Genomic DNA, 22,305 nt, shown 5'->3' on the forward strand with positions numbered 1-22,305 from the left:
AGCCGCCGGGCGTCTCGGCCGCATGACCGCCGGGGAGCCGCCGGGCGTCTCGGCCGCATGACCGCCGGGGAGCCGCCGGGCGCCTCGGCCGCATGACCGCCGGGCTTCTCAGCCGCATGACCTCCTGGAAGCCGCCGGGCTTTTCCGCCGCACGACCGGCGAGGAGCCGCCGGGCTTCTCAGGACCATCGCCGCTGGGGAGCGGTCGGGGTTCCGCGGCCGGCGGTTCCCGCGGGGTGCGGACGGGGTTCTCAGACCGCCTTGACGGGTGGGTACGTCGGCTGCCACATGGCTGTCCTGACACGGTCCTCGATCGTGGCGTCCACGGTCGCGCGGGCCACCCCTTCGGCGTCCGCCGCGCGGGCCACCGCCACCGCGACGGCCACCGACGTCTCGCGCAACTGGTCGGTGAGGGGCAGGATCGGCGCGCCCGGACCGTCGGTGTCCGTCTGGCCGGCGACGGCGTGCGCGGCGGCCACCAGCATGCCGTCGGTGACCCGGGTGGCCCGCGCGACGATCGCGCCGAGCCCGAGCCCGGGAAAGATCAGCGCGTTGTTGGCCTGCCCGATCCGGTACACGACCCCGTCCTGTTCGACGGGCCGGAACGGGCTGCCCGTGGCGATCAGCGCCCGCCCGTCCGTCCAGGCCAGCAGGTCGGCGGGGACCGCCTCGGCCAGGTCCGTCGGGTTGGACATCGGCAGCACGATCGGGCGCTCGGTGTGCGCGGCCATCGTGCGGACGATCTCCTCGGTGAAGGCGCCGCCCTGCCCGGAGGTGCCGATCAGCACCGTCGGCCGGACCCGGTCGACGACCTCGGCCAGCGCGATGCCGCCCACCTTCTCGTCCCGCTGCCAGTCGGCGACCTCGGCGGCAGGGCGGGCGTAGCCGACCTGGAAGTCGCGCAGTTCGTCCTGGTCCTCGGTGAGCAGGCCGTACCGGTCGACGGCGAAGATGCGGGCCCCGGCCTCCTCGGCGCCCAGACCGTCGGCGACCATGGCGTCCCGCAGCTGGTCGGCGATGCCGATCCCGGCGGTGCCCGCGCCGAAGATCACCACCCGGTGGTCGCGCAGCGGGGTGCCGCTGGCCTTCACCCCGGAGAGCACGGCGGCCAGGTTGACGGCTCCGGTGCCCTGGACGTCGTCGTTGAAGGTGAACTCCTGCGGGCGGTAGCGGTCCAGGATGCGGCGGGCGTTGGCGGGACCGAAGTCCTCCCAGTGCAGGAGGGCGCTCGGGAAGAGGCGGCGGGCGGTGGTGACGTAGGCGTCGATGAAGGCGTCGTACGTCTCCCGGTCGACGCGCGGGTGCCGGTTGCCGAGGTAGAGGGGGCTCTCCAGGAGTTCCTGCCGGTTGGTGCCGACGTCCAGCATGACCGCCAGGGTGCGGTTCGGGTCGATGCCGGCGGCGGCCGTGTACACGGCGAGTTTGCCCACCGAGATGTCGATGCCGCCCACGCCCCAGTCGCCGATGCCGAGGATCGCCTCGCCGTCCGTGGCGACGATCAGGTCCACGTCGTCGGGGCCGAGGCCGGCGGCGGTGAGCGCGCCCTCGATGTCCTCCGGCGCGTCCACCGACAGGTACACCCCGGCCGGGCGCCGGTACTCGAAGCTGTAGCGCTGGATCGCCCGGCCCACGGTCGGGGTGTAGACGATGGGCAGCATCTCCTCCAGGTGGTCGCAGAGCAGCCGGTAGAAGAGCACCTGGTTGCGGTCGTGCAGGGCGGTGAGGTTGACGTTCTTGGCCAGGTCGGTCGGCTGCGCCGCGTACTGCTGGTAGGCCCGCTCGGCCTGCTGCTCCAGTGTCAGCACCGCCGGTGGCACCAGTCCCGTCAGACCCAGCTCGCGCCGCTCCTCGGGGGTGAAGGCGGTGCCCCGGTTCAGACGGGGCTGCGAGAGTACGGCCCGGCCGCGGTCGGTGGTCTCGACACGCCCCTCGTCGGCGTTCCACTGGGTCGTCATGATCGGCTCCTCGTCACTTCCGGTGGATCGGTGCTCCCCACCAGCCTCGGCCGTGGCAGACACATACGTCCAATGCCTGAAAAGGCAGTGATCCATGCGTCGAGGACATGTATGCGACCCCATCCGGGTGTTGTACGGCGTCGAGGAGTGCTAGGCCGCCGCCGTCGCCCCCCGGGTGGTCGGGCGGATCAGCCCCGACTCGTAGGCGAAGGTCACCGCCTGCACCCGGGCGCGGGCGCCGATCTTCGCGAGGACGTTGCTGACGTGTGTCTTCACGGTGGTCGGGGCGATGGACAGCCACTGCGCGATCTCGGCGTTGGTCCAGCCGGAGGCGACGGCGATCAGGACGTCGCGTTCGCGCCGGGTGAGGGCGCCGAGCCCCGCGGTGCGGGGGAGCGGGCGAACGGTGTGCTGCCGGCGGACGGCGTCGATGAGCGCCTGTGTCAGACCGGGCGTGATGACGGCGTCCCCGGTGGCCACCACCTGGATGGCCGCGGTCAGCTCGGCCGGGTCGGCGTCGTCGAGCAGGAAGCCGCCGGCTCCCGCGCGCAGTGCCGCCCAGGCGTCGGCCTCCCGGTCGGCGGCGGTCAGCACCAGCACCCGGGGGGCGGCCGGCTCCTCGCCGGGGAGGCCCGCGATACGGGTGAGGCCGGCCGGACGGCTGATACGACGGATGGTGTCGATGGTGTCCGCCCGGGACAGCCTGCTGTCCATCACCACGACGTCGGGGCGGAGCGCGGCGCTCGCACGGACCGCCGCGTCACCGTCCGCCGCCTCCCCGACCACCGTCAGGCCGGGCTCGGCGGTCAGCAGCATCCGCAGGGCGAGGCGTTGGAGGGACTGGTCGTTGACGACGAGTACGGAGACCATGCCTGCCTTCTCCCTGCGGGGGCCCACGCGAGGTTCCATGCGAGGTCCGTTCCGTGAACGAAACTGTTTCGTTCACATGCTACGCCCGGATCCGCCGTCCCGGGAGAGTGGCTCCGCTCACTCGGCCCGGACGACCCGCGTCTCTGCCCTGAAGGGCCCGCTCACCCGACCTGCCGGCCGAGCGCGGCCAGGGCGATCCGCTGGGCCACCGGGTTCATGTCCTCGCCCTTCGCGTCGGTCGCGTTCACCGAGTAGACGAGCGTCCGGCTCAGGTCGCGGGTGCCGAGGACCAGGGTGTCGTACCCGTACCGGGCGCCCGACTTGAGCCAGTACACCTGCCCCTGGTACTCGAACCGCTGCAACCCGGCGCTGTAGGTGGCCCCCGCGATGTGCGCCGGGACCGTGAACATCTCCGCCAGCTGCGGTCCCGGCGGCACGATCCGTCCGCGGAACAGGGAGGTCAGCAGCCGTTCCAGATCCGCCGTCGTGGAGATCATGTCCCCGGCGGCGAACCGGTCCGCCTGGTTCCAGTCGGTCACGTCCACGAAGGACGTGGTCCCGTCGGCCCTCGTCACCTTCTGGTAGCCGTGGTTGTGCGGGCCCCGGACGCGCGGGTCGGTGCCGGGAAAGTAGGTGTCCCGCATGCCGGCGGGGCGCAGCACGAGCCGGGTGACCTCGGTGGCGTACGACCGCCCGGTCACCTTCTCGATCAGCAGCCCGAGGACCGTGTAGTTGATGTTCAGGTAGTCCTGCCGGGTGCCCGGGGCGAACTCCGGTCCCTTCGCCACCGCCGACCGTACGACCTGCCGCGGGGTGAGCGTGTCGAACCGGTGCGCGTACTGCGCCTCGAAGGAGTCGCCCCAGCCGTCGCCGGCCCGGATGCCGCTGGTGTGGTTCAGCAACTGCCGTACGGTGATGGGCGCGAAGGCCCCGGTGAACAGGCCCGGGAGGTAGTGCTGGACGGGGGTGCCCAGGTCGACCCGGCCCTGTGCGGCCAGTTCCAGCACGGCGGCCGCGGTCACCACCTTCGTCGTGGAACCGGCCCGGAAGCGGGCGTCCGGGTCCGCCGCCCGGCCGGTCGCCAGATCGTGCACGCCCGCGCTGCCGTGCCAGACCCCGTCGGTGCCGCCGACCCGGACGAGTGCGGCGGTGGCGTCCGGGCTGGGCAGCCCGGCGATCGCGGCACGCAGCGCGGCTGCGGCGGGGGAAGCGGCCGATGCGGTGGAGGCCGAAGCGGGCAGGGCCGGGGCGGCCAGGGCGGGGGCGGCCAGGGGGCCGGCCGCGAGGACCAGGGCGAGGGAGGCGGTGAGGGCGGTGGTCCGGGGATGGACGCGCATACGTGGGCTCCAGGGGGTGTCGGATACGGGGCGCGTTCATCCTCCGGGCGCCCGGCGGCCGGCCGGATCGTCGGCGAGGAGGACGCGGAACCCTGACCTCCGAACTGACAACTCTTGCTTCTCGTAGGGAAGTTGCCGGGGTTCGCCCGTAGGGGGAGTTGGCGGCGGGCGCCCGGCGCGGAAAAAGTGTTATCCCGGAACCTCTCGCTCCGTCTCCACCCTGTGATCCCCGACATTGCCAAGCCCACCGCCCGGGCTGAGAGGGTGCGGTCATGAGGACGGACGTGCAGGTGCCGCGGCAGTGGCGGGCCACGGTCGCGGCCGCGCAGGCGGGTGACCGGCGGGCGCTGGACGAACTGGTCGAGGGCTGGCTGCCGTTGGTCTACAACGTCGTCGGCCGCGCCCTCAACGGCCATGCCGACGTCGACGACGTCGTCCAGGAGACCATGCTGCGCGCCGTCGGCAACCTCGGCACCCTCCGTGACCCGGACAGCTTCCGGTCCTGGCTGGTGGCCATCGCCATGCGGCAGGTACGGGACCGGGCCCGCCGCAGACACGAGCGGAAACTGGACGAGCAGGTCCCGGACGGCACCGCCGACTTCGCCGAACTGACCGTGCTGCGGCTCCAGTTGGAGGGCCAGCGGCGGGAGGCCGCGGAGGCGGTGCGCTGGCTGGACCCGGAGGACCGGCAGTTGGCGTCGCTGTGGTGGCTGGAGGTCTCGGGCGAACTGACCCGCCGCGAACTGGCGGCGGCCGTCGGCATCAGCCGGCAGCACGCCGCCGTCCGCGTCCAGCGGCTGAAGGAACGGCTGGAGACCTCACGCGGCATCGTGCGCGCGCTGGACGGGGCCTGCCCCGGGCTGCGCGAGCTGACCGCCCGCTGGAACGGGCGGCCCGACTCGGTCTGGCGCAAGCGGCTGGCCCGGCACATCCGGGGCTGCGGCTACTGCTCGGACGGCCGCGACTCCGTCGTACCGGCGGAACGGCTGCTCGTCGGAATCGCGCTGGTGCCGGTGCCGGTGGGCTTCACGCTGTCACTGACGCTCGGCGGGAAGACGGCGGTGGCGGCAGCCTCGGTGACGTCCGCCGGGTGGTCGGCGAAGGTGCTCGGCGCGCTGACCAAACCGGCGGTGGCGGTCACGGCGGGCGCGACCATCGTGGCGGGCGGCGCGTACGTCGTCGTACAGGCGCCGGGCGAGACGGCGCCGCGTACGGCTGTGTCGCCGACGGCGGCGGTCACCGGCACGGGGCCCGCGACGACCGGGCCGACCACCGCCGCACCGTCCCCGTCAAACTCGCCGTCCCCGACACCGTCCACGTCTCCGTCGGCTTCGGCCTCGCCGGGTTCGGGTGTCTACGGCTCGGTCGTCGACGCCGTCGACCGGGCGCCGGACCCGGACACCCGGCCGGGGGCGCTGCCCCACCGGCCCGAGTCGGGGATCACCAGTACGGGCGGGGCGCACGCCGTGCTGAACCACCGCGGCGACGGCGTGACCCTCAGCGGGCAGGGCTATGTGCTGGTCCGCTGGCAGATCTCACCGCAGTACCGGGCCGGGAGCCTGGTCATGCCGTCCTGGACCGGGCTGACGGGGAAGATCTTCCATGTGGCGTCCGGGGGCGGGCGGCGGATGGACGACCGGGTGAGCACCACGGACGCCTCCGCGACGGGCATGGGCAACTCGACGGTGGGGTACGCCGTGTTGCCGTCCGGGACGCAGCAGATGTGGCAGAACGAGTACTTCTATGTCGACGGCAGCGTGTCCCTCACCGTGAACGAGCGGGGGGCGGACTACGGGCTGAGCGTGTTCCCGTCCTCGTGGGCCGCGGTGGAGAAGGACGTGCTGTCCGGGCCGCCGGACGGGGCGATCCGGTACGGGCTGGTGCGGGACGCCGGGACCGACGCGACGCCGGTCCCGCAGTACCTGACGCGGACGACGCCGGTGGATGCCGCGACCGTGCCGCAGCGGTCGCGGGTCTAGTCGCGGGTCCGGAGCGGGACGCTCAGCGCAGGGCGTCGAGCAGGTCCACCCTGTTGGTCGTGATCGAGTCGACGCCCAGGTCCAGGAGGCGGCGCAGCGAGCGGCGGGTGTCCGGGGTCCAGCAGGAGACCAGGTGGCCGGTGCGGTGGACGTGTTCGGTCAGGGCGTGGTCGAGCAGGGTGAAGCGGTAGTTGAGGTAGCGGGGGCGGATCGCGTCCAGGAGCACGGGGCGGACCGGGGCCAGCGTCGTGCGGGTCAGGGCGATCTCGGCCGCCGTGTCCGCCGCGCGCACCGCCAGCATCGACGGGGCGTCCCCGGTGTAGTAGACGCGGTCCGCCGCGCCGCACTCGCGGGCCACCGCCACGATCCTGGCCACCGCCCGCTCGCTCGGGGCCCCGGGCAGGTCGATCATCACCCGGCTGTCCTCAGTCGCCGCCAGCGCCTCGGCGAGCGTCGGGACACCGCCCTCCGTGAGACCGCGGACCTCGTCCGCCGACAGGGCGGTCAGCGGGCGGTCGTGTCCCCACAGCCGCTTGAGCGTGCCGTCGTGCAGGAGGACGGGGACGCCGTCACGGGTGAGACGTACGTCGATCTCCACCGCGTCCGCGCCCCGGCGGAGCGCGGAACGCAGCGAGTCGAGCGTGTTCTCACGGAGACGGTAGGGGTCGCCGCGATGGGCCACGGCGGTCACGGTCTGCATGAGCCCATGTTGTCAGGGCCCGGCGGCGGTTCATCAGGGGGCGAGCCACGCCTTCGTGTACGTGTCGATCTCGGCCGAGATCCTCGCCCTGCCCGGCTCGTCCAGGAAGGACGCCTCGACCGCGTTTTTGGCGAGGTCCGCGATGCCCCGCTCGTCCAGGCCGAGGAGGCGGGCGGCGACGACGTACTCGCTGTTCAGGTCCGTGCCGAACATCGGCGGGTCGTCCGAGTTGACCGTGACCAGGACACCGGCGTCCACGAATGCCTTGATCGGGTGCTCCTCGAGGGTCCGGACCGCGCGCGTGGCGATGTTGGACGTCGGGCACACCTCCAGCGCGATCCGGTGCTCGGCGAGGTGGGCGAGCAGCTTCGGGTCCTGAGCGGAGCTGGTGCCGTGGCCGATGCGTTCGGCGTGCAGTTCGCGCAGGGCGTCCCAGACCGTCTCGGGGCCGGTGGTCTCACCGGCGTGCGGGACGGAGTGCAGGCCGGCCGCGACCGCCTGGTCGAAGTACGGCTTGAACTGCGGCCGCGGCACCCCGATCTCGGGGCCGCCGAGCCCGAACGACACCAGGCCCTCCGGGCGGAGCCGGTCGTCGGTGGCGAGCCGCACCGTCTCCTCGGCGGCCTCCAGACCCGCCTCGCCGGGAATGTCGAAGCACCAGCGCAGGACCGTGCCGAACTCGGCCTCCGCCGCCTTCCGCGCGTCCTCGATCGCGTCCATGAAGGCCCGTGCGTCGATCCCGCGCCGGGTGGACGAGAAGGGGGTGATCGTCAGCTCGGCGTAGCGCACCTGCTGGCGGGCCAGCTCGCGGCCCACCTCGTAGGTCAGCAGCCGGACGTCCTCAGGCGTGCGGATCAGGTCGACGACCGACAGGTAGACGTCGATGAAGTGCGCGAAGTCGGTGAACGTGAAGTAGTCGACCAGTGCCTCGGGGTCGGTGGGGACCTTGGAGTCGGGGTGCCGGGCGGCCAGTTCCGACACGATGCGGGGGGAGGCGGAGCCGACGTGGTGGACGTGCAGTTCGGCCTTGGGCAGTCCGGCGACGAAGGCGTGCACATCGCGCAGGGCGGCGGGTTCGGCGTGGCGGTCGGTCAAGGGTTCCTCCCCGGAACGGCGCGGGGGGCCGCCGGCGGCCGCGGTACGGCCGCGAGCTCGCCCCTCGCGCGGTGATCGGCTGATCAGTGGTCCGGGGTCATCGTAGGCCGGACCGGCGTTCGACGTGCTCGGGCCGTAGCATGACGGCGGCACGCGTGCGGGAGACGTCGGGAGACGTCGGGAGACGTGGGGGAGACGTGGGGGAGAGGGGACATCGCGAGATGGCTGACGAGGCGCCTGAGGCTCCGAGGGTACGGCTGGACAAGGGAGCGGACGCGGGGGAGGGAGCCGGACCGGCGGCGGACCCCGCGGCGGCCGGCGACGCCTCGCGAGCGTGGCCGGCCCCCGTGTCGCCGGGCGGCCCCGGCGAGACGGTGCTGTCGGTCGGGCCGGTGACCCCGGGACCGGCGGAGCCGACCGTCCACGACGTGCCGGCCGGGCCGTCGGTCCACGACCAGCGGACGGTCGCCGCGGTGCCGGGCGCCGAGCTGCCCGCCGAAGCGGCGCCCCAGGCCTGGGCCAACCCGTTCGCGGCGCCCTCCGACACCCCTCCGCCACCCGCCGCCAACCCCTTCGCGGCGCCGTGCCAGTCCGCTGTGCCGCCCGCCAACCCCTTCGCGGCGCCCGGTCCCCAGGTCACGCCGAGCCCTTACGCCCCGCCCGCCCCGCCGCAGGGCGTGGCCGTACCGCCTCCGCCGATAGCCCCGGACGGCCCCGGGCAGGTGCCGTACGGCTACCCCGGCGCGCCGGCTGCCGGCCCGATGCCGGCGGCCCCGGGCTACGGCTACCCCGGTCCGCCGCTGCCGTCGTACCCGGGCGGCCCCGGCGGGTACGGAGGCTGGCCCGGTGCGCAGCTCGCGCCCAACAACGGGATGGGCACGGCCAGCATGATCACCGGGATCATCAGTGCCATCGGGTTCTGCATGGTGCCGGTCGCCGTGGTGACAGGGGTGCTGGCGATCATCCTCGGTGTGCTCGGGCGGGCGCGGGTCAGGCGCGGGGAGGCCACGAACGCCGGACAGGCGCTGGCCGGGATCATCTGCGGGGCGGCGGGGCTGGTCCTGGCCGCCGCGTTCATCGCACTGATCGTTTTCGCCGGCTCACAGGACTAGCCGCCTGACGGGGCCGGCCGACTCGCGGGGCGGACCGACCGACGGGGCTGACCGCCTGACGGGGCTGGCCGGCTCGCGGGGCTGGCCGACTGACGGGGCCGGCCGGTCTACGCCGGGCCGGTGTCGTCGGTCGTCAGGCGTTCTCTCGCTGCCATCAGTGCGAATCCCAGCAGGTTCGACCCTCGCCACCGGGCCGGGTCGGCGGCCCGTTCGTCGTCCGCCGTGAGGCCTATTCCCCACACCCGGTCCATCGGGCTCGCCTCCACCAGCACACGGTCGCCGGTCGCCAGCAGGAAGTCGCGGAGCGCGGGGTCGGCCGTGAACTTGTGCACGCTGCCCTCGGTCACGATCCCGAGGCGTTCCCGCTGCCACACCGCCTCGTCGAAGCCCCGGACCAGCCGGCCCGCCTTCTTGGCCTCGGCGGGATGCCCGGCCGCCAGGATCCGGCGCTCCGCCTCCGGGTCCGCGAAAAGCCTCGCCTTGCCTGCCATCATCCAGTGCTCGGCGGTCGCGTACTCGACACCGTCGACCACGAAGGGTGACGGCCACCACTGACTCAGACAGCTCGCCGAGACCTGCCCGTCCGGCCTCGGGCTGTGCCCCCAGAAGTGCAGGTACCTGATCCTGGCCCCCGCCCGGACCGCCCTGATCAGGGCTTCCACAGAATCGATCTTCGCCATGCACGCCAGTCTGGCAGGCACCACTGACACTCCGTCCTGCCTTTTCGGTTCCCACTCGACACCTGGTCGACAGATTCCGTCGCGTAACCAAAAGGCAACAACGGAATCACTTGTTGGACTCCCCTTGCTCTGTCAGGATCGGCAGTCAAATCCAGCTGGAGCTACGCCACCCACCCCTCGGGACGGGCAAACGGCGGAGGAGAAGCGACATGGACAACCCGGGCACCGCCACCCCGGAGACCTTCCCCGCGCAGGAGCGGCTCGCCGGCGGCGCGCAGTACATCGCGGGACGGTTCACCAAGGGCACGTCAGGCCGTACGCACGCGGTCGTCGACCCGGCCACCGGCACGGACGTGTACACGTACGAGCTGGCCGGGACGGCGGACGTCGACGCCGCCGTGGCCGCCGCCCGGGACGCCTTCCCCGGCTGGGCCGGAGCCACCCCCGGCGAGCGGTCGGACGCGCTGCACCGGTTCGCCGCCGTGCTCGCCGACCGCGCCGAGGAGTTCGCCCGCGCCGAGTCCTTGCAGTGCGGCAAGCCGCTGAAGCTGACCCGCGAGTTCGACGTGCCCGGGACCATCGACAACACCGCGTTCTTCGCGGGCGCCGCCCGGCACCTCCAGGGGCAGGCGGCCGGCGAGTACTCCGGCGACCACACCTCGTACGTCCGCCGTGAGCCCATCGGTGTCGTGGGGTCGATCGCGCCCTGGAACTATCCCCTCCAGATGGCCGCCTGGAAGATCCTCCCGGCGATCGCCGCCGGCAACACCGTCGTGCTCAAGCCGGCCGAGCTGACCCCGCTCACCTCCCTGCTCTTCGCGGAGGCCGCCACCCTCGCCGGTGTCCCCGACGGTGTGATCAACATCGTCACCGGGACCGGCAGGGAGGCCGGTGAACACCTCGTCGGCCATCCCGACGTCGCCATGACCTCCTTCACCGGGTCCACCGGCGTCGGCAAGCGGGTCGCGGAGGTCGCCACCGCGACCGTCAAGCGGCTCCACCTGGAGCTCGGTGGCAAGGCGCCCTTCGTGGTCTTCGACGACGCGGATCTGGAGGCGGCCGTCCACGGGGCCGTCGCGGGTTCGCTCATCAACACCGGGCAGGACTGCACCGCCGCCACGCGCGCGTACGTGCAGCGGCCGCTCTACGAGGCCTTCGTGGAGCGGACGGCCGCGCTGATGGAGACCGTCCGGCTCGGTGACCCGTTCGCCCCCGGTACCGACCTCGGGCCGCTGATCTCGCACGCGCAGCGGGACCGCGTCGCCGGGTTCGTGGAGCGGGCGCGCGGTTACGCGCGCGTGGTGACCGGTGGCGAGCCGCCGCAGGACGAGCTCAAGAGCGGCGCCTACTACCGGCCCACCCTGATCGCCGACGCACCGCAGGACAGCGAGATCGTCCAGGCCGAGATCTTCGGCCCCGTGCTGGTCGTCCTGCCGTTCGACAGTGATGATGAGGGCATCCGGCTGGCCAACGACACGCCGTACGGACTGGCCGCCTCCGCGTGGAGCGGCAGTGTCTACCGGGCCAACCGTGCGACCCGCGAGATCAAGGCGGGGTGCGTATGGGTCAACGACCACATTCCGATCATCAGCGAGATGCCGCACGGCGGCTACAAGGCGTCCGGCTTCGGCAAGGACATGTCGGTGTACTCGTTCGAGGAGTACACCCAGGTCAAGCACGTAATGTTCGACAATACGGCGGTGGCTCGGAAGGACTGGCACCGCACGATCTTCGGGGACCGATAGTCATACCTCCGGCCGCTCGGTGAACGGCCGTCTTCCCGAAAGGGCATCAAGCGCATGAGGCAGTACGAGCCCGACCGCCCTACCCCGGTCGAAATGGCCGCCATCCGGCGCAGCCTCCGCACCGGCCGGGCCGCCCTGGCACGCCGTTCGTTCCTGGGCGGCGCGCTCGCGGTGGGCGGCGTCGGGGCGCTGAGCGCCTGCGGAATCCCCGCGGCCGGCAAGACCCAGGGCGGTGTCTCCGCCGACGACCACTCGGCACAGGAGAAGGTGGTCAACTTCTCCAACTGGCCCGAGTACATCGACGTCGACGACAGCGGCAAGACCCACCCCACGCTGGACGAGTTCCGCAAGCGGACCGGCATCACCGTCAAGTACACCGAGGACATCAACGACAACGACGAGTTCTTCGGCAAGATCCAGCCGCAGCTCGCCGCCGGCCAGGACACCGGCCGGGACCTGATCGTCCTCACCGACTGGCTGGCCGCCCGGATGATCCGGCTCGGCTACGTCCAGCAGTTGGACGCGTCCCACCTGCCGCATGCCTTCGCCAACCTGTCGGACCAGTTCCGCAGCCCCGACTGGGACCCGGGCCGCGCCTACTCGTACCCCTGGCAGGGCATCTCCACCGTCGTCGCCTTCAACAAGAAGGCCCTGAACGGCGTCGAGGTGAAGTCGGTCTCCGACCTGCTCGACAACCCCGCGCTCAAGGGCCGGGTCGGGCTGCTCACGGAGATGCGGGACACCGTCGGCATGACCATGCTCGACATGGGTATCGACCCGGGGAAGTTCACCGACGACGACTACGACGCGGTGATCGCCCGCCTCCAGAAGGCCGTCGACAAGGGGCAGATCCGCCGCTTCACCGGCAACGACTACACCTCTGACCTCAGCAAGGGCGACCTCGCCGCCTGCGTCGCCTGGGGCGGCGACATCGTGCAGCTCCAGGCCGACAACCCGGACGTCGGCTACGTCATACCGGACAGCGGCTACATGACGTCGACCGACAACCTGATGATCCCCAACAAGGCACGTCACAAGACGAACGCCGAGCGGCTCATCGACTTCTACTACGAGCCCCAGCCGGCCGCGGAACTCTCCGCCTACGTCAACTACGTCAGCCCGGTCGCGGACGTGCAGCCGTACCTCGCCAAGATCGACAAGGGGGCGGCGAGCAACCCGCTGATCGTCCCCGACAAGGCCATGCAGGCCAGGTCCCATGCCTTCCGGGCGCTCAGCTCGAAGGAAGAGACGGCCTACCAGCAGAAGTTCGCGAAGCTCACAGGGGCGTGACGACACCATGACGAAAGACAGCAGCGGCGACGTCCGCCTCACCGGCATCGGCAAGACCTACGACAACGGCTTCACGGCCGTACAGCCGATGGACCTGACCGTGCCGCAGGGCTCCTTCTTCGCCCTCCTCGGTGCCTCGGGCTGCGGCAAGACCACCACCCTGCGCATGATCGCGGGCCTGGAGGAGCCGACCAGCGGCACCGTGCACCTCGGCGACCAGGACGTCACCCATCTGCCGCCCTACAAGCGGCCGGTGAACACGGTCTTCCAGTCCTACGCCCTCTTCCCGCACCTCGACATCTTCGAGAACGTCGCCTTCGGCCTGCGCCGGCGCGGCATCAAGAGCGTCAAGAAGCAGGTCGAGGACATGCTGGAGCTGGTCCAGCTCGGCGAGCAGGCGCGCAAGAAGCCGCACCAGCTCTCCGGCGGTCAGCAGCAGCGCGTCGCGGTGGCCCGCGCGCTCATCAACCACCCCAAGGTGCTCCTTCTCGACGAGCCGCTCGGCGCCCTCGACCTCAAGCTGCGCCGCCAGATGCAACTGGAGCTCAAGCGCATCCAGACCGAGGTCGGCATCACCTTCGTCCATGTCACGCACGACCAGGAGGAGGCCATGACCATGGCCGACACGGTCGCCGTGATGAACGCGGGCCGCGTCGAGCAGCTCGGCTCGCCGGCCGACCTCTACGAGAACCCGAACACCACGTTCGTGGCGAACTTCCTCGGCACCTCGAACCTGATCGAGGCCGAGGTCGACTCGAAGAGCGGCGACGACATCGTCCTCAAGGCCGGCGGCGGCAAGCTGGTGCTGCCCGAGGCGCGATGTTCGGCGCCGACCACGACCGGCGGCAAGGTGCTGGTCGGGGTCCGGCCCGAGAAGATCTCCCTCACCCACGCGGACGACGCGGGCTCCATCCCCGAAGGCCGCAACCGGATCACCGGCAAGGTCGCCGACGCGAGTTTCATCGGCGTCTCCACGCAGTACGTCATCGACAGCGCGGTCTGCCCCGAGTTCGCGGTGTACGTGCAGAACGTCGAGCGCGACGGCCGGCTGGTCCCGGGCGCCGACGTCGTCCTGCACTGGAGCCCGGCGCACACCTTCGGCCTCGACGCCGCCCAGGACATCGACGCCGGCACCGAGGAGGAGGCCGCCTGATGGCCACGCTCTCCGAGGCGCCGCCGCCCCTGGCGCCCGCCGAACCCGAGACGAAGAAGGCCCCGCGCAGGCGCGGCAGGTGGACCCCGTACTGGCTGCTGCTGCCCGGCATCCTGTGGCTGGTCGTCTTCTTCGCGCTGCCGATGATCTACCAGGGGTCCACGTCGATCCAGACGGGCTCCCTGGAAGAGGGCTACAAGGTCACCTGGCACTTCGCGACCTACTGGGACGCGCTGAGCGAGTACTGGCCGCAGTTCCTGCGCTCCGTCTTCTGCGCGGCCGCGGCCACGGTCCTGTGTCTGCTGCTCGGCTACCCGCTGGCGTACCTCATCGCCTTCCGCGCCGGGCGCTGGCGGAACCTGATCATGATCCTGGTGATCGCGCCGTTCTTCACCAGCTTCCTGATCCGCACCCTGGCCTGGAAGACGATCCTCGCCGACAACGGCCCGGTCGTGCACGTACTGAACTCGCTGCACGTCCTGAGCGTCACCGACTTCCTCGGCTGGACGGCCGGCGACCGCGTACTGGCCACGCCACTGGCCGTCGTCTGCGGTCTGACGTACAACTTCCTGCCGTTCATGATCCTGCCGCTCTACACCTCGCTGGAGCGGATCGACGGCAGGCTGCACGAGGCGGCCGGCGACCTGTACGCCAAGCCGTGGACGACCTTCCGGAAGGTCACCTTCCCGCTGTCGATGCCGGGCGTGGTCTCCGGCACGCTGCTGACCTTCATCCCGGCGGCCGGTGACTACGTCAACGCCGAACTCCTCGGCTCGACCGACACCCGCATGATCGGAAACGTGATCCAGACGCAGTTCCTGCGGATCCTGGACTACCCGACGGCGGCCGCGCTGTCCTTCATCCTCATGGCCGCGATCCTCGCCATGGTCACGATCTACATTCGCCGGTCCGGGACGGAGGATCTGGTCTAAATGCCCTTCGTCAAGTGGCTCAAGAAAAACCTCGTCGTCATCGCGGGACTGCTGACCCTCGGATATCTCCTCCTTCCGAACGTCATCGTCACGGTGTTCTCCTTCAACAAACCGAAGGGGCGCTTCAACTACGAATGGCAGCAGTTCTCGCTCGACGCCTGGAAGCAGCCGTGCGGGGTCGCCGACATGTGCGGCTCGCTCTCCATCAGCCTCCGGATCGCCGCGCTGGCGACCATCGGCGCCACCCTGCTCGGCACGATGATCGCCTTCGCGCTGGTCCGCTACCGCTTCCGGGCGCGCGGCGCGGTGAACTCGCTGATCTTCCTGCCGATGGCGATGCCCGAGGTCGTGATGGCGGCCTCGCTGCTCACCCTGTTCCTCAACATGGGCGCCCAGTTGGGCTTCTACACCATCCTGATCGCCCACATCATGTTCTGCCTCAGCTTCGTCGTCACCGCGGTCAAGGCGCGCGTGATGTCGATGGACCCGCGCCTGGAGGAGGCGGCCCGGGATCTCTACGCCGGACCGGTGCAGACGTTCGTCCGGGTCACCCTCCCCATCGCGGCCCCCGGAATCGCGGCGGGCGCGCTGCTCTCCTTCGCGCTCTCCTTCGACGATTTCATCATCACCAATTTCAACGCGGGCTCCACCGTCACCTTCCCCATGTTCGTCTGGGGTTCGGCGCAGCGCGGCACGCCCGTCCAGATCAACGTCATCGGTACGGCCATGTTCCTGGTCGCCGTACTGTTCGTGCTGGCATCGATGCTCATCAACAACCGCCGCAACAGGCAAAAGGCATAACCTCTTCATTGACTCTGTAGGGAGTTGAAAATCATGGCCCCAAGCGCCATGAGCCGTCAGGCAGATTGGACCAGGTCACTTTCCGAAGCACAGCCGGTCCCGTACTGGCTAGAAGACCCCGGCAAGCCCCACCCCGAGCCCGCGCTCACCGGCGCCGACACCTGCGACCTGCTGGTCGTCGGCGGTGGCTACAGCGGACTGTGGACCGCGCTCAACGCCAAGGAGCGCGACCCCGGGCGCGAGGTGGTCCTGCTGGAAGGCCACGAGGTGGGCTGGGCCGCCTCGGGCCGCAACGGCGGCTTCTGCGCCGCCTCCCTCACCCACGGGCTGCCCAACGGGCTGGCCCGCTGGCCCGAGGAGATCCACCGGCTGGAGGAGCTGGGCCGGCGCAACCTCGACGAGATCGAGGCCGCCGTCGCCCGGCACGGCATCGACTGCGAGTTCGAGCGCACCGGCGAGATCGACGTCGCCACCGAGACCTACCAGGCCTGGGAACTGCGCGACTGGCACAAGGAGCTGGAACAGCGGGGCCTCGCGGACGACATCGAGTTCCTCGACGCCGACGCGGTGCGCGCCCAGGTGGCCTCGCCCACCTTCGAGGCCGGACTGTGGGACCGGCGGGGCGTGGCCATGCTCAACCCGGCCAAGCTCGCCTGGGGCCTCAAGCAGGCCTGCCTCGCGCTCGGCGTCCGGGTGTACGAGCACACGCCCGCCCTCGACCTGAAGGCGTACGGCGCCGGCATGGCCGTACGCACGCCCTACGGGGCGGTCCGTGCCCGGCAGGTCGCGCTCGGCACCAACATCTTCCCGAGCCTGCTCAAGCGGGTCCGCGCCTACACCGTCCCGGTCTACGACTACGCCCTGATGACCGAGCCGCTCACCGCCGAGCAGCTCGGCGCGATCGGCTGGAAGAACCGGCAGGGCCTCGGCGACTCCGCCAACCAGTTCCACTACTTCCGGCTCTCCGCCGACAACCGCATCCTGTGGGGCGGTTACGACGCGATCCACCACTACGGCGGCCGGGTCCGCCGCGAGTACGACGACCGTCCGGAGACCTACGCCAAGCTCGCCGGGCACTTCTTCACCTGCTTCCCGCAGCTGGAGGGCGTCCGCTTCAGCCACGCCTGGGGCGGCGCGATCGACACCTGCTCCCGTTTCTCGGCGTTCTTCGGCACCGCGCACCAGGGGAAGGTGGCGTACGCCGCCGGGTACACCGGTCTCGGTGTCGGCGCGACCCGGTTCGGCGCCGACGTCATGCTGGACCTGCTGGCGGGGGAGGAGACCGAGCGCACCCGCCTGGAGATGGTCCGCAAGAAGCCGCTGCCGTTCCCGCCCGAGCCGTTCGCCTGGACGGGCATCGCCCTCACCAAGTGGTCGCTGGCCCGCGCGGACGCGCACGGCGGGCGCCGGAACCTGTGGCTCAGGGCGATGGACCGGATGGGGCTGGGCTTCGACAGCTGACCGCTCGGCGTGTGATCCAGGTCACTTGAAAAAGGTGGCGAAACCCGCGTAATGCCCCTGGAGGACCTCCCTCTCTCCTCGTGGACGCGACACCCGCGTCCACGAGCGGATCGGGAGGTCTTCTTGATGACTGGGGCGAAGACGGCGGTCGAGTGGCTGGCATCCGTCGCACCGGACCCCGAGTCCTGCCGGTGGGAGTGGGAGCGCAACCCCCTGGGGGTCGCGCTGCTGCCCGCCGGCCGGGCCTGGGACGTGCTGATCCTGCCGGGCGCGCTCGGCTGTCCCACCCTCGACGTGCTCACCCGCGTCCTCGACCAGCCGGGGCCCGTCCTGGTCGACTTCGGTGACAACCGGGTGGGTTTCTTCGTGCCGCCGGGAACGGCCGCGCGGTGGCTCGGCACGGGGATCAGGACGGCGGGTGCCGGTACCTGGATCGTGGTGCCGTACCCCGGGCGGGCGACCCGCGGTGTGCGGTGGCTGGTGGCGCCGGACGGGTCGGGGACGCTGACGGATCCGGCGTTGCTGGAGCTGGCCATGCACGAGGCTGCCGCCGGCTTGGCCGACGGTGACTAGGCGCCGTTCGGGCAGGGGTCGCTGGTCGGCCGCGGGTCCGCGGGGGGTTGATCGCGCGGTTCCTCCCCCAGTCTCCGGCCGGGGGTACCCCCAGCCCCCCTGAAGGGGTGCTGTGCTGCGGGGGGCCTGAAGGGCCGCAGCTCTTGACAGGGGAATTGGTCTGGACCAAGTTGAGTGCGGATCCCACCTCCAAATCCCCCACCCCCGGAGGCACTTGTGGTTCGCCTGAGACCCGTTCTCACCTTTCTCACGGCACTGCTGCTGGCCCTGCCCGGCATCACCGCGCTCTCGTCGGCCGCCCGTGCGGCCGACGCCGACCTCGTCGTCAACGGCGGCTTCGAGTCCGGCCTGAGCGGCTGGAGCTGTACGGCGGCCACGACGGTCAACTCGCCCGTGCACAGCGGCGGCTCGGCGCTCCAGGCCACCCCGGCCGGCAGCGACTACGCCCAGTGCGCGCAGACGGTGACCGTGCAGCCCGGCGCGCAGTACACGCTGACCGGATACGCCCGCGGCTCCTACGTCTACCTCGGCGCGAGCGGCACCGGCACCACCGACGTCTCCACCTGGACCCAGTCCGCCCCCGACTGGCAGAAGCTCACCACCACCTTCACCACCGGCGCCTCGACGACCAGGGTGACGGTCTACACCCATGGCTGGTACGGCACCGGCGCCTACTACGCCGACGACGTCTCACTGGTGGGCCCGGGAGGCGCCACGGGCCAGCCGCCCGCCGCGCCCACCGGCCTGAAGGCCGGCACGATCACCTCCTCCAGCGTGGCCCTGTCCTGGACCGCGGTCACCGGTGCCACCGGTTACGCGCTCTACCGGGACGGGACCAAGGTCCAGACGGTGACCGGGACTTCGGCCACCGTGACCGGGCTCTCCGCCGCGACGGCGTACAGCTTCCAGGTCACCGCCGTGAATGCCGCGGGGGAGTCCGCGAAGTCGGCCGCGGTGACCGCCACGACCACCACCGGCTCCTCCGGCGGTTCCACCGGCCTGCCCACCCACGCCCTGGTCGGCTACCTGCACGCCTCCTTCGCCAACGGCTCCGGTTACACCCGGCTCGCCGACGTCCCGGACAGCTGGGACGTCATCGACCTGTCCTTCGGTGAGCCGACCTCCACCACCTCCGGGGACATCCGCTTCAACCGCTGCCCGGTGACGGAGTGCCCGAACGTCGAGTCCGACGCCGACTTCAAGGCGGCCGTCAAGGCCAAGCAGGCGGCCGGCAAGAAGGTGCTGATCTCCATCGGCGGCGCCAACGGCCAGGTGCAGCTGACCACCACCGCCGCCCGCGACACCTTCGTCTCCTCGGTCTCGAACATCATCGACACCTACGGACTGGACGGCCTGGACATCGACTTCGAGGGCCACTCGCTCTCCCTGGACGCGAGCGACACCGACTTCAGGAACCCGACCACCCCGGTGATCGTGAACCTGATCTCGGCCCTGAAGACCCTGAAGGCGAAGTACGGCTCGAAGTTCGTGCTGTCCATGGCACCGGAGACCTTCTTCGTGCAGATGGGCTACCAGTACTACGGCACCGGCAAGTGGGGCGGCCAGGACCCGCGCTGCGGGGCGTACCTGCCGGTCATCCACGCCCTGCGTGACGACCTGACGCTCCTGCACGTCCAGGACTACAACTCGGGCCCGATCATGGGGCTCGACAACCAGTACCACTCCATGGGCGGCGCCGACTTCCACATCGCCATGACCGACATGCTGCTGACCGGCTTCCCGGTGGCGGGCGACGCGAACAACGTCTTCCCGCCGCTGCGCCCGGACCAGATCGCGATCGGCATGCCGGCCTCGGTCAACGCGGGCAACGGCTACGTGGCCCCGGCCGAGGTCACCAAGGCCCTGGACTGCCTGACGAAGAAGGCGAACTGCGGCTCGTACGCCACCCACGGCACCTGGCCCGCGCTGCGCGGCCTGATGACCTGGTCGGTCAACTGGGACCGCTACTCGAACTGGGAGTTCCAGAAGAACTTCGACGCCTACTTCGGCTGAGCAGCAGCGCCAGGGCGGTCAGCATGACCGTGCCCAGGCACCAGGCCGCCACCACGTCCAGCGGCCAGTGCCAGCCGCGGCGGACCAGGCCGTAGGAGACGCCGAGGACCAGGGCCGCGCAGCTTGCGACGGCCAGCCGGCGGGCCCTCGCGGAGGCCAGCCAGGGGAGGAGGACCAGGGTCGCGGAGCCGTACGCGATCGCCGCAGTCGTCGTGTGACCCGAGGGGAAGTAGCCGACCGCCGGGGGCACCACCGGTGTCCCCGGCCGGGCGGTCCACTCCTTGAGGGGGACGACGACCGCGGGGACCAGGGCCATCAGGACGGCGGCCGCGGTCGGCGGCAGCCACCAGCGGTCTGTACCGGTGGCACGGCCGCGCCGGGCGACGTGGGCGAGGACGACCACCAGGACCGGGACCGCGACCTGGACGTTCCCGAGGTCGGAGAGAAGTTCGGAGAACCGGTCCGGGTGGACGAGGGCGCCGCTCAGGCGGCTGTCCAGGCGCAGCAGGGGGCCGTGGGCCACGACCTGCCAGGTGATCAGCGCGAACAGGACGGCCGGCAGGGCCACGAGTCCCGCGAGGAGAAGGAGGAGGAAGGAGGTCGGCCGCCCCGGAACAGGGGGGGTGGTTCCGAGGCGGCCGTCCGGATCGGAACGCCGCACGCCCCGGGGGGTTTGGGGCGGGCGACCGTCCGATCGGTGAGGAGATCCGGAGCCGGAGGCGCCGGTTGTGTGCGCGAGGGCACGACCAGGTCGAAGCTGGGGAGGCCCCGGCCTGAGATCGCCCACAGTCCCCTGTGGGCGGGGTGTATCTCTCATCTGGGTAGAACCTACGGCAGGGGGCGGTGCGGCGACAGGCAGAATCGGGTCCCGTCATCCACCTCGCACACGTTCTTCACACGGCCTGACGGCCGCCGCCCCAGCCTCCCGCATCACACCAGGTGGGAGGGCTGGGGCCGGTGCGGCACAAGGGTTCGAGACCCTTGGCGCCGACTGGGTGCACCCTGTGGCTCAGATCCGCGCGAAGGCCTGCTCGATGATGTCGAGGCCCTCGTTGAGCAGGTCCTCGCCGATCACCAGCGGGGGCAGGAAACGCAGCACGTTGCCGTAGGTGCCACAGGTCAGGACCAGCAGGCCCTCCTGGTGGCAGGCCTTGGCGAGGGCGGCGGTCGCCTCCGGGTTCGGCTCCTTGGTGGCACGGTCCTTGACCAGCTCGATGGCGATCATCGCGCCCCGGCCGCGCACGTCACCGATGACGTCGAACTTCTCGGCCATGGCGGTCAGGCGCGGCTTCATGATCGCCTCGATGGCCTTCGCCCTGCCGTTGAGGTCGAGCTCCTTCATCGTCTCGATGGCGCCGAGCGCACCGGCGCAGGCGACCGGGTTGCCGCCGTAGGTGCCGCCGAGGCCGCCCGCGTGGGCGGCGTCCATGATCTCGGCGCGGCCGGTGACGGCGGCCAGCGGCAGACCGCCCGCGATGCCCTTGGCGGTGGTGATCAGGTCGGGGACGATGCCCTCGTCCTCGCACGCGAACCACTGACCCGTACGGCAGAACCCGGACTGGATCTCGTCCGCGACGAAGACGATCCCGTTGTCCTTCGCGAACTGGCTGATCGCCGGCAGGAAGCCCTTCGCGGGCTCGATGAAGCCGCCCTCGCCGAGCACCGGCTCGATGATGATCGCGGCCACGTTGTCCGCGCCGATCTGCTTGCTGATCTGGTCGACGGCCTGCTTGGCGGCCTCCGGACCGGCGTTCTCCGGGCCGGTCGGCCAGCGGTAGCCGTACGCCACCGGAACCCGGTACACCTCGGGCGCGAACGGGCCGAAGCCGTTCTTGTACGGCATGTTCTTCGACGTCAGCGCCATGGTGAGGTTGGTGCGGCCGTGGTAACCGTGGTCGAAGACGACCACGGCCTGCCGCTTGGTGTACACACGCGCGATCTTGACGGCGTTCTCGACGGCCTCGGCGCCGGAGTTGAACAGGGCGCTCTTCTTCGCGTGGTCGCCGGGGGTCAGCTCGGCGAGCGCCTCGGCCACCTCGACGTACCCCTCGTACGGCGTGACCATGAAACAGGTGTGGGTGAAGTCGGCCAGCTGGGCGCTCGCCCGGCGTACGACGGCCTCGGCGGAGGCGCCCACGCTGGTCACCGCGATACCGGAACCGAAGTCGATCAGGCGGTTGCCGTCGACGTCCTCGATGATGCCGCCGCCCGCGCGCGCGGTGAACACCGGCAGCACGGAACCGACGCCCTGCGCGACCGCGGCGAGGCGGCGGGTCTGCAACTCCTGCGACTTGGGGCCGGGGATGGCGGTGACGACGCGGCGCTCCTGCGGAAGTGCGGTCATGAGGGCTCCCTGATGAATCGTGCGAACCGGTGCGTTCCGGGCTGCGAACCGAGTGTTCCCCCCGGTGACTCCGGTGGTGCGTTTTCGGACGCTTTCCTTCTTTCTTCGCAGGCTAGGGCCGGGTGTGGAGGGTGGGCATGCTCCATGTGGGCGTTGTCGGCGGGTGACGTTGTCCGCGATGGACATAGTGAAGGGGTGGGGGCGGAGCCCGGCCGGGGGGCTCCTCGGCCGCGTAAGCGGTGAACGCCCTTGGTGGGAGCGTTAGA

Annotated in this window: 17 protein-coding genes and 1 pseudogene; 10 read left to right on the forward strand and 8 right to left on the reverse strand. The window is 71.2% G+C overall.

Features of this window, described 5'->3' with window-relative positions; translation table 11 throughout:
• Positions 1–250 precede the first annotated feature (250 nt).
• From AAW13_RS27345 to AAW13_RS27355, 3 genes are all read right to left on the reverse strand, one after another.
• On the reverse strand, positions 251–1,954 hold the full coding sequence (locus AAW13_RS27345; protein WP_046731843.1) for an NAD-dependent malic enzyme: 1,704 nt from the start codon (positions 1,952–1,954) through the stop codon (positions 251–253).
• A 150-nt stretch (positions 1,955–2,104) separates the two neighbouring features.
• Positions 2,105–2,824: a LuxR C-terminal-related transcriptional regulator gene (locus tag AAW13_RS27350; RefSeq protein ID WP_046731842.1), complete on the reverse strand. Its 720-nt coding sequence runs from the start codon at positions 2,822–2,824 to the stop codon at positions 2,105–2,107.
• Between the two features lie 161 nt (positions 2,825–2,985).
• The gene (locus AAW13_RS27355) at positions 2,986–4,161 is read right to left on the reverse strand and encodes a serine hydrolase domain-containing protein (protein ID WP_046731841.1); all 1,176 of its coding nucleotides are present in this window, start codon (positions 4,159–4,161) and stop codon (positions 2,986–2,988) included.
• Positions 4,162–4,433: 272 nt separating this feature from the next.
• Between AAW13_RS27355 and AAW13_RS27360 the strand changes: the two genes are divergently transcribed.
• Positions 4,434–6,140, forward strand: coding sequence for an RNA polymerase sigma factor (locus AAW13_RS27360; RefSeq protein WP_046731840.1), 1,707 nt, complete (start codon positions 4,434–4,436; stop codon positions 6,138–6,140).
• Between the two features lie 22 nt (positions 6,141–6,162).
• Here the strand turns inward: AAW13_RS27360 and AAW13_RS27365 are convergent, their stop codons facing one another.
• Both AAW13_RS27365 and AAW13_RS27370 read right to left on the reverse strand, forming a co-directional pair.
• Positions 6,163–6,840, reverse strand: coding sequence for a glycerophosphodiester phosphodiesterase (locus tag AAW13_RS27365; protein WP_046731839.1), 678 nt, complete (start codon positions 6,838–6,840; stop codon positions 6,163–6,165).
• A gap of 33 nt (positions 6,841–6,873) precedes the next feature.
• Positions 6,874–8,088 (reverse strand): annotated as a pseudogene (locus tag AAW13_RS27370) (adenosine deaminase).
• Positions 8,089–8,156: 68 nt separating this feature from the next.
• On the opposite strand from AAW13_RS27370, the gene AAW13_RS45085 reads away from it, so the two are divergent.
• On the forward strand, positions 8,157–9,047 hold the full coding sequence (locus AAW13_RS45085) for a DUF4190 domain-containing protein (RefSeq protein ID WP_107483418.1): 891 nt from the start codon (positions 8,157–8,159) through the stop codon (positions 9,045–9,047).
• A 107-nt stretch (positions 9,048–9,154) separates the two neighbouring features.
• Here AAW13_RS45085 and AAW13_RS27380 read toward each other — a convergent pair whose 3' ends face one another.
• The gene (locus AAW13_RS27380) at positions 9,155–9,727 is read right to left on the reverse strand and encodes an NADAR family protein (protein ID WP_046731837.1); all 573 of its coding nucleotides are present in this window, start codon (positions 9,725–9,727) and stop codon (positions 9,155–9,157) included.
• A 209-nt stretch (positions 9,728–9,936) separates the two neighbouring features.
• Here AAW13_RS27380 and AAW13_RS27385 point away from each other — a divergent pair, with 209 nt between their 5' ends.
• The 8 genes from AAW13_RS27385 to AAW13_RS27420 all read left to right on the forward strand — a co-directional run bounded on the left by AAW13_RS27385 (position 9,937) and on the right by AAW13_RS27420 (position 19,695).
• The gene (locus tag AAW13_RS27385) at positions 9,937–11,472 is read left to right on the forward strand and encodes a gamma-aminobutyraldehyde dehydrogenase (RefSeq protein WP_046731836.1); all 1,536 of its coding nucleotides are present in this window, start codon (positions 9,937–9,939) and stop codon (positions 11,470–11,472) included.
• Positions 11,473–11,526: 54 nt separating this feature from the next.
• Positions 11,527–12,762, forward strand: a complete 1,236-nt coding sequence (locus AAW13_RS27390) for an ABC transporter substrate-binding protein (protein ID WP_046731835.1) — start codon at positions 11,527–11,529, stop codon at positions 12,760–12,762.
• Positions 12,763–12,769: 7 nt separating this feature from the next.
• Positions 12,770–13,915: an ABC transporter ATP-binding protein gene (locus AAW13_RS27395; RefSeq protein ID WP_046731834.1), complete on the forward strand. Its 1,146-nt coding sequence runs from the start codon at positions 12,770–12,772 to the stop codon at positions 13,913–13,915.
• Entirely contained in the window at positions 13,915–14,847 is a 933-nt protein-coding gene (locus tag AAW13_RS27400; RefSeq protein ID WP_046731833.1) for an ABC transporter permease, read from the forward strand. The genes AAW13_RS27395 and AAW13_RS27400 overlap by 1 nt, the downstream gene beginning before the upstream one ends.
• A complete protein-coding gene (locus AAW13_RS27405; protein ID WP_046731832.1) occupies positions 14,848–15,648 on the forward strand; it encodes an ABC transporter permease in 801 nt (266 codons plus the stop codon).
• A gap of 33 nt (positions 15,649–15,681) precedes the next feature.
• Positions 15,682–17,109, forward strand: a complete 1,428-nt coding sequence (locus AAW13_RS27410; RefSeq protein WP_046731831.1) for an NAD(P)/FAD-dependent oxidoreductase — start codon at positions 15,682–15,684, stop codon at positions 17,107–17,109.
• Between the two features lie 126 nt (positions 17,110–17,235).
• Entirely contained in the window at positions 17,236–17,682 is a 447-nt protein-coding gene (locus AAW13_RS27415; RefSeq protein WP_046731830.1) for a hypothetical protein, read from the forward strand.
• A gap of 216 nt (positions 17,683–17,898) precedes the next feature.
• Positions 17,899–19,695 (forward strand): chitinase, encoded by a 1,797-nt coding sequence (locus tag AAW13_RS27420; RefSeq protein ID WP_046731829.1) that lies wholly within the window; start codon positions 17,899–17,901, stop codon positions 19,693–19,695.
• On the opposite strand, the gene AAW13_RS27425 is transcribed toward AAW13_RS27420, so the two are convergent.
• Both AAW13_RS27425 and gabT read right to left on the reverse strand, forming a co-directional pair.
• Complete coding sequence (locus AAW13_RS27425) at positions 19,634–20,512, reverse strand: phosphatase PAP2 family protein (protein WP_079178987.1); 879 nt, start codon at positions 20,510–20,512, stop codon at positions 19,634–19,636. The genes AAW13_RS27420 and AAW13_RS27425 overlap by 62 nt on opposite strands.
• 192 nt (positions 20,513–20,704) lie before the next feature.
• Complete coding sequence (gene gabT, locus AAW13_RS27430; RefSeq protein WP_046731827.1) at positions 20,705–22,039, reverse strand: 4-aminobutyrate--2-oxoglutarate transaminase; 1,335 nt, start codon at positions 22,037–22,039, stop codon at positions 20,705–20,707.
• Positions 22,040–22,305 lie beyond the last annotated feature (266 nt).

Source organism: Streptomyces humi, assembly GCF_001005085.2.
Taxonomy (GTDB): domain Bacteria; phylum Actinomycetota; class Actinomycetes; order Streptomycetales; family Streptomycetaceae; genus Streptomyces; species Streptomyces humi.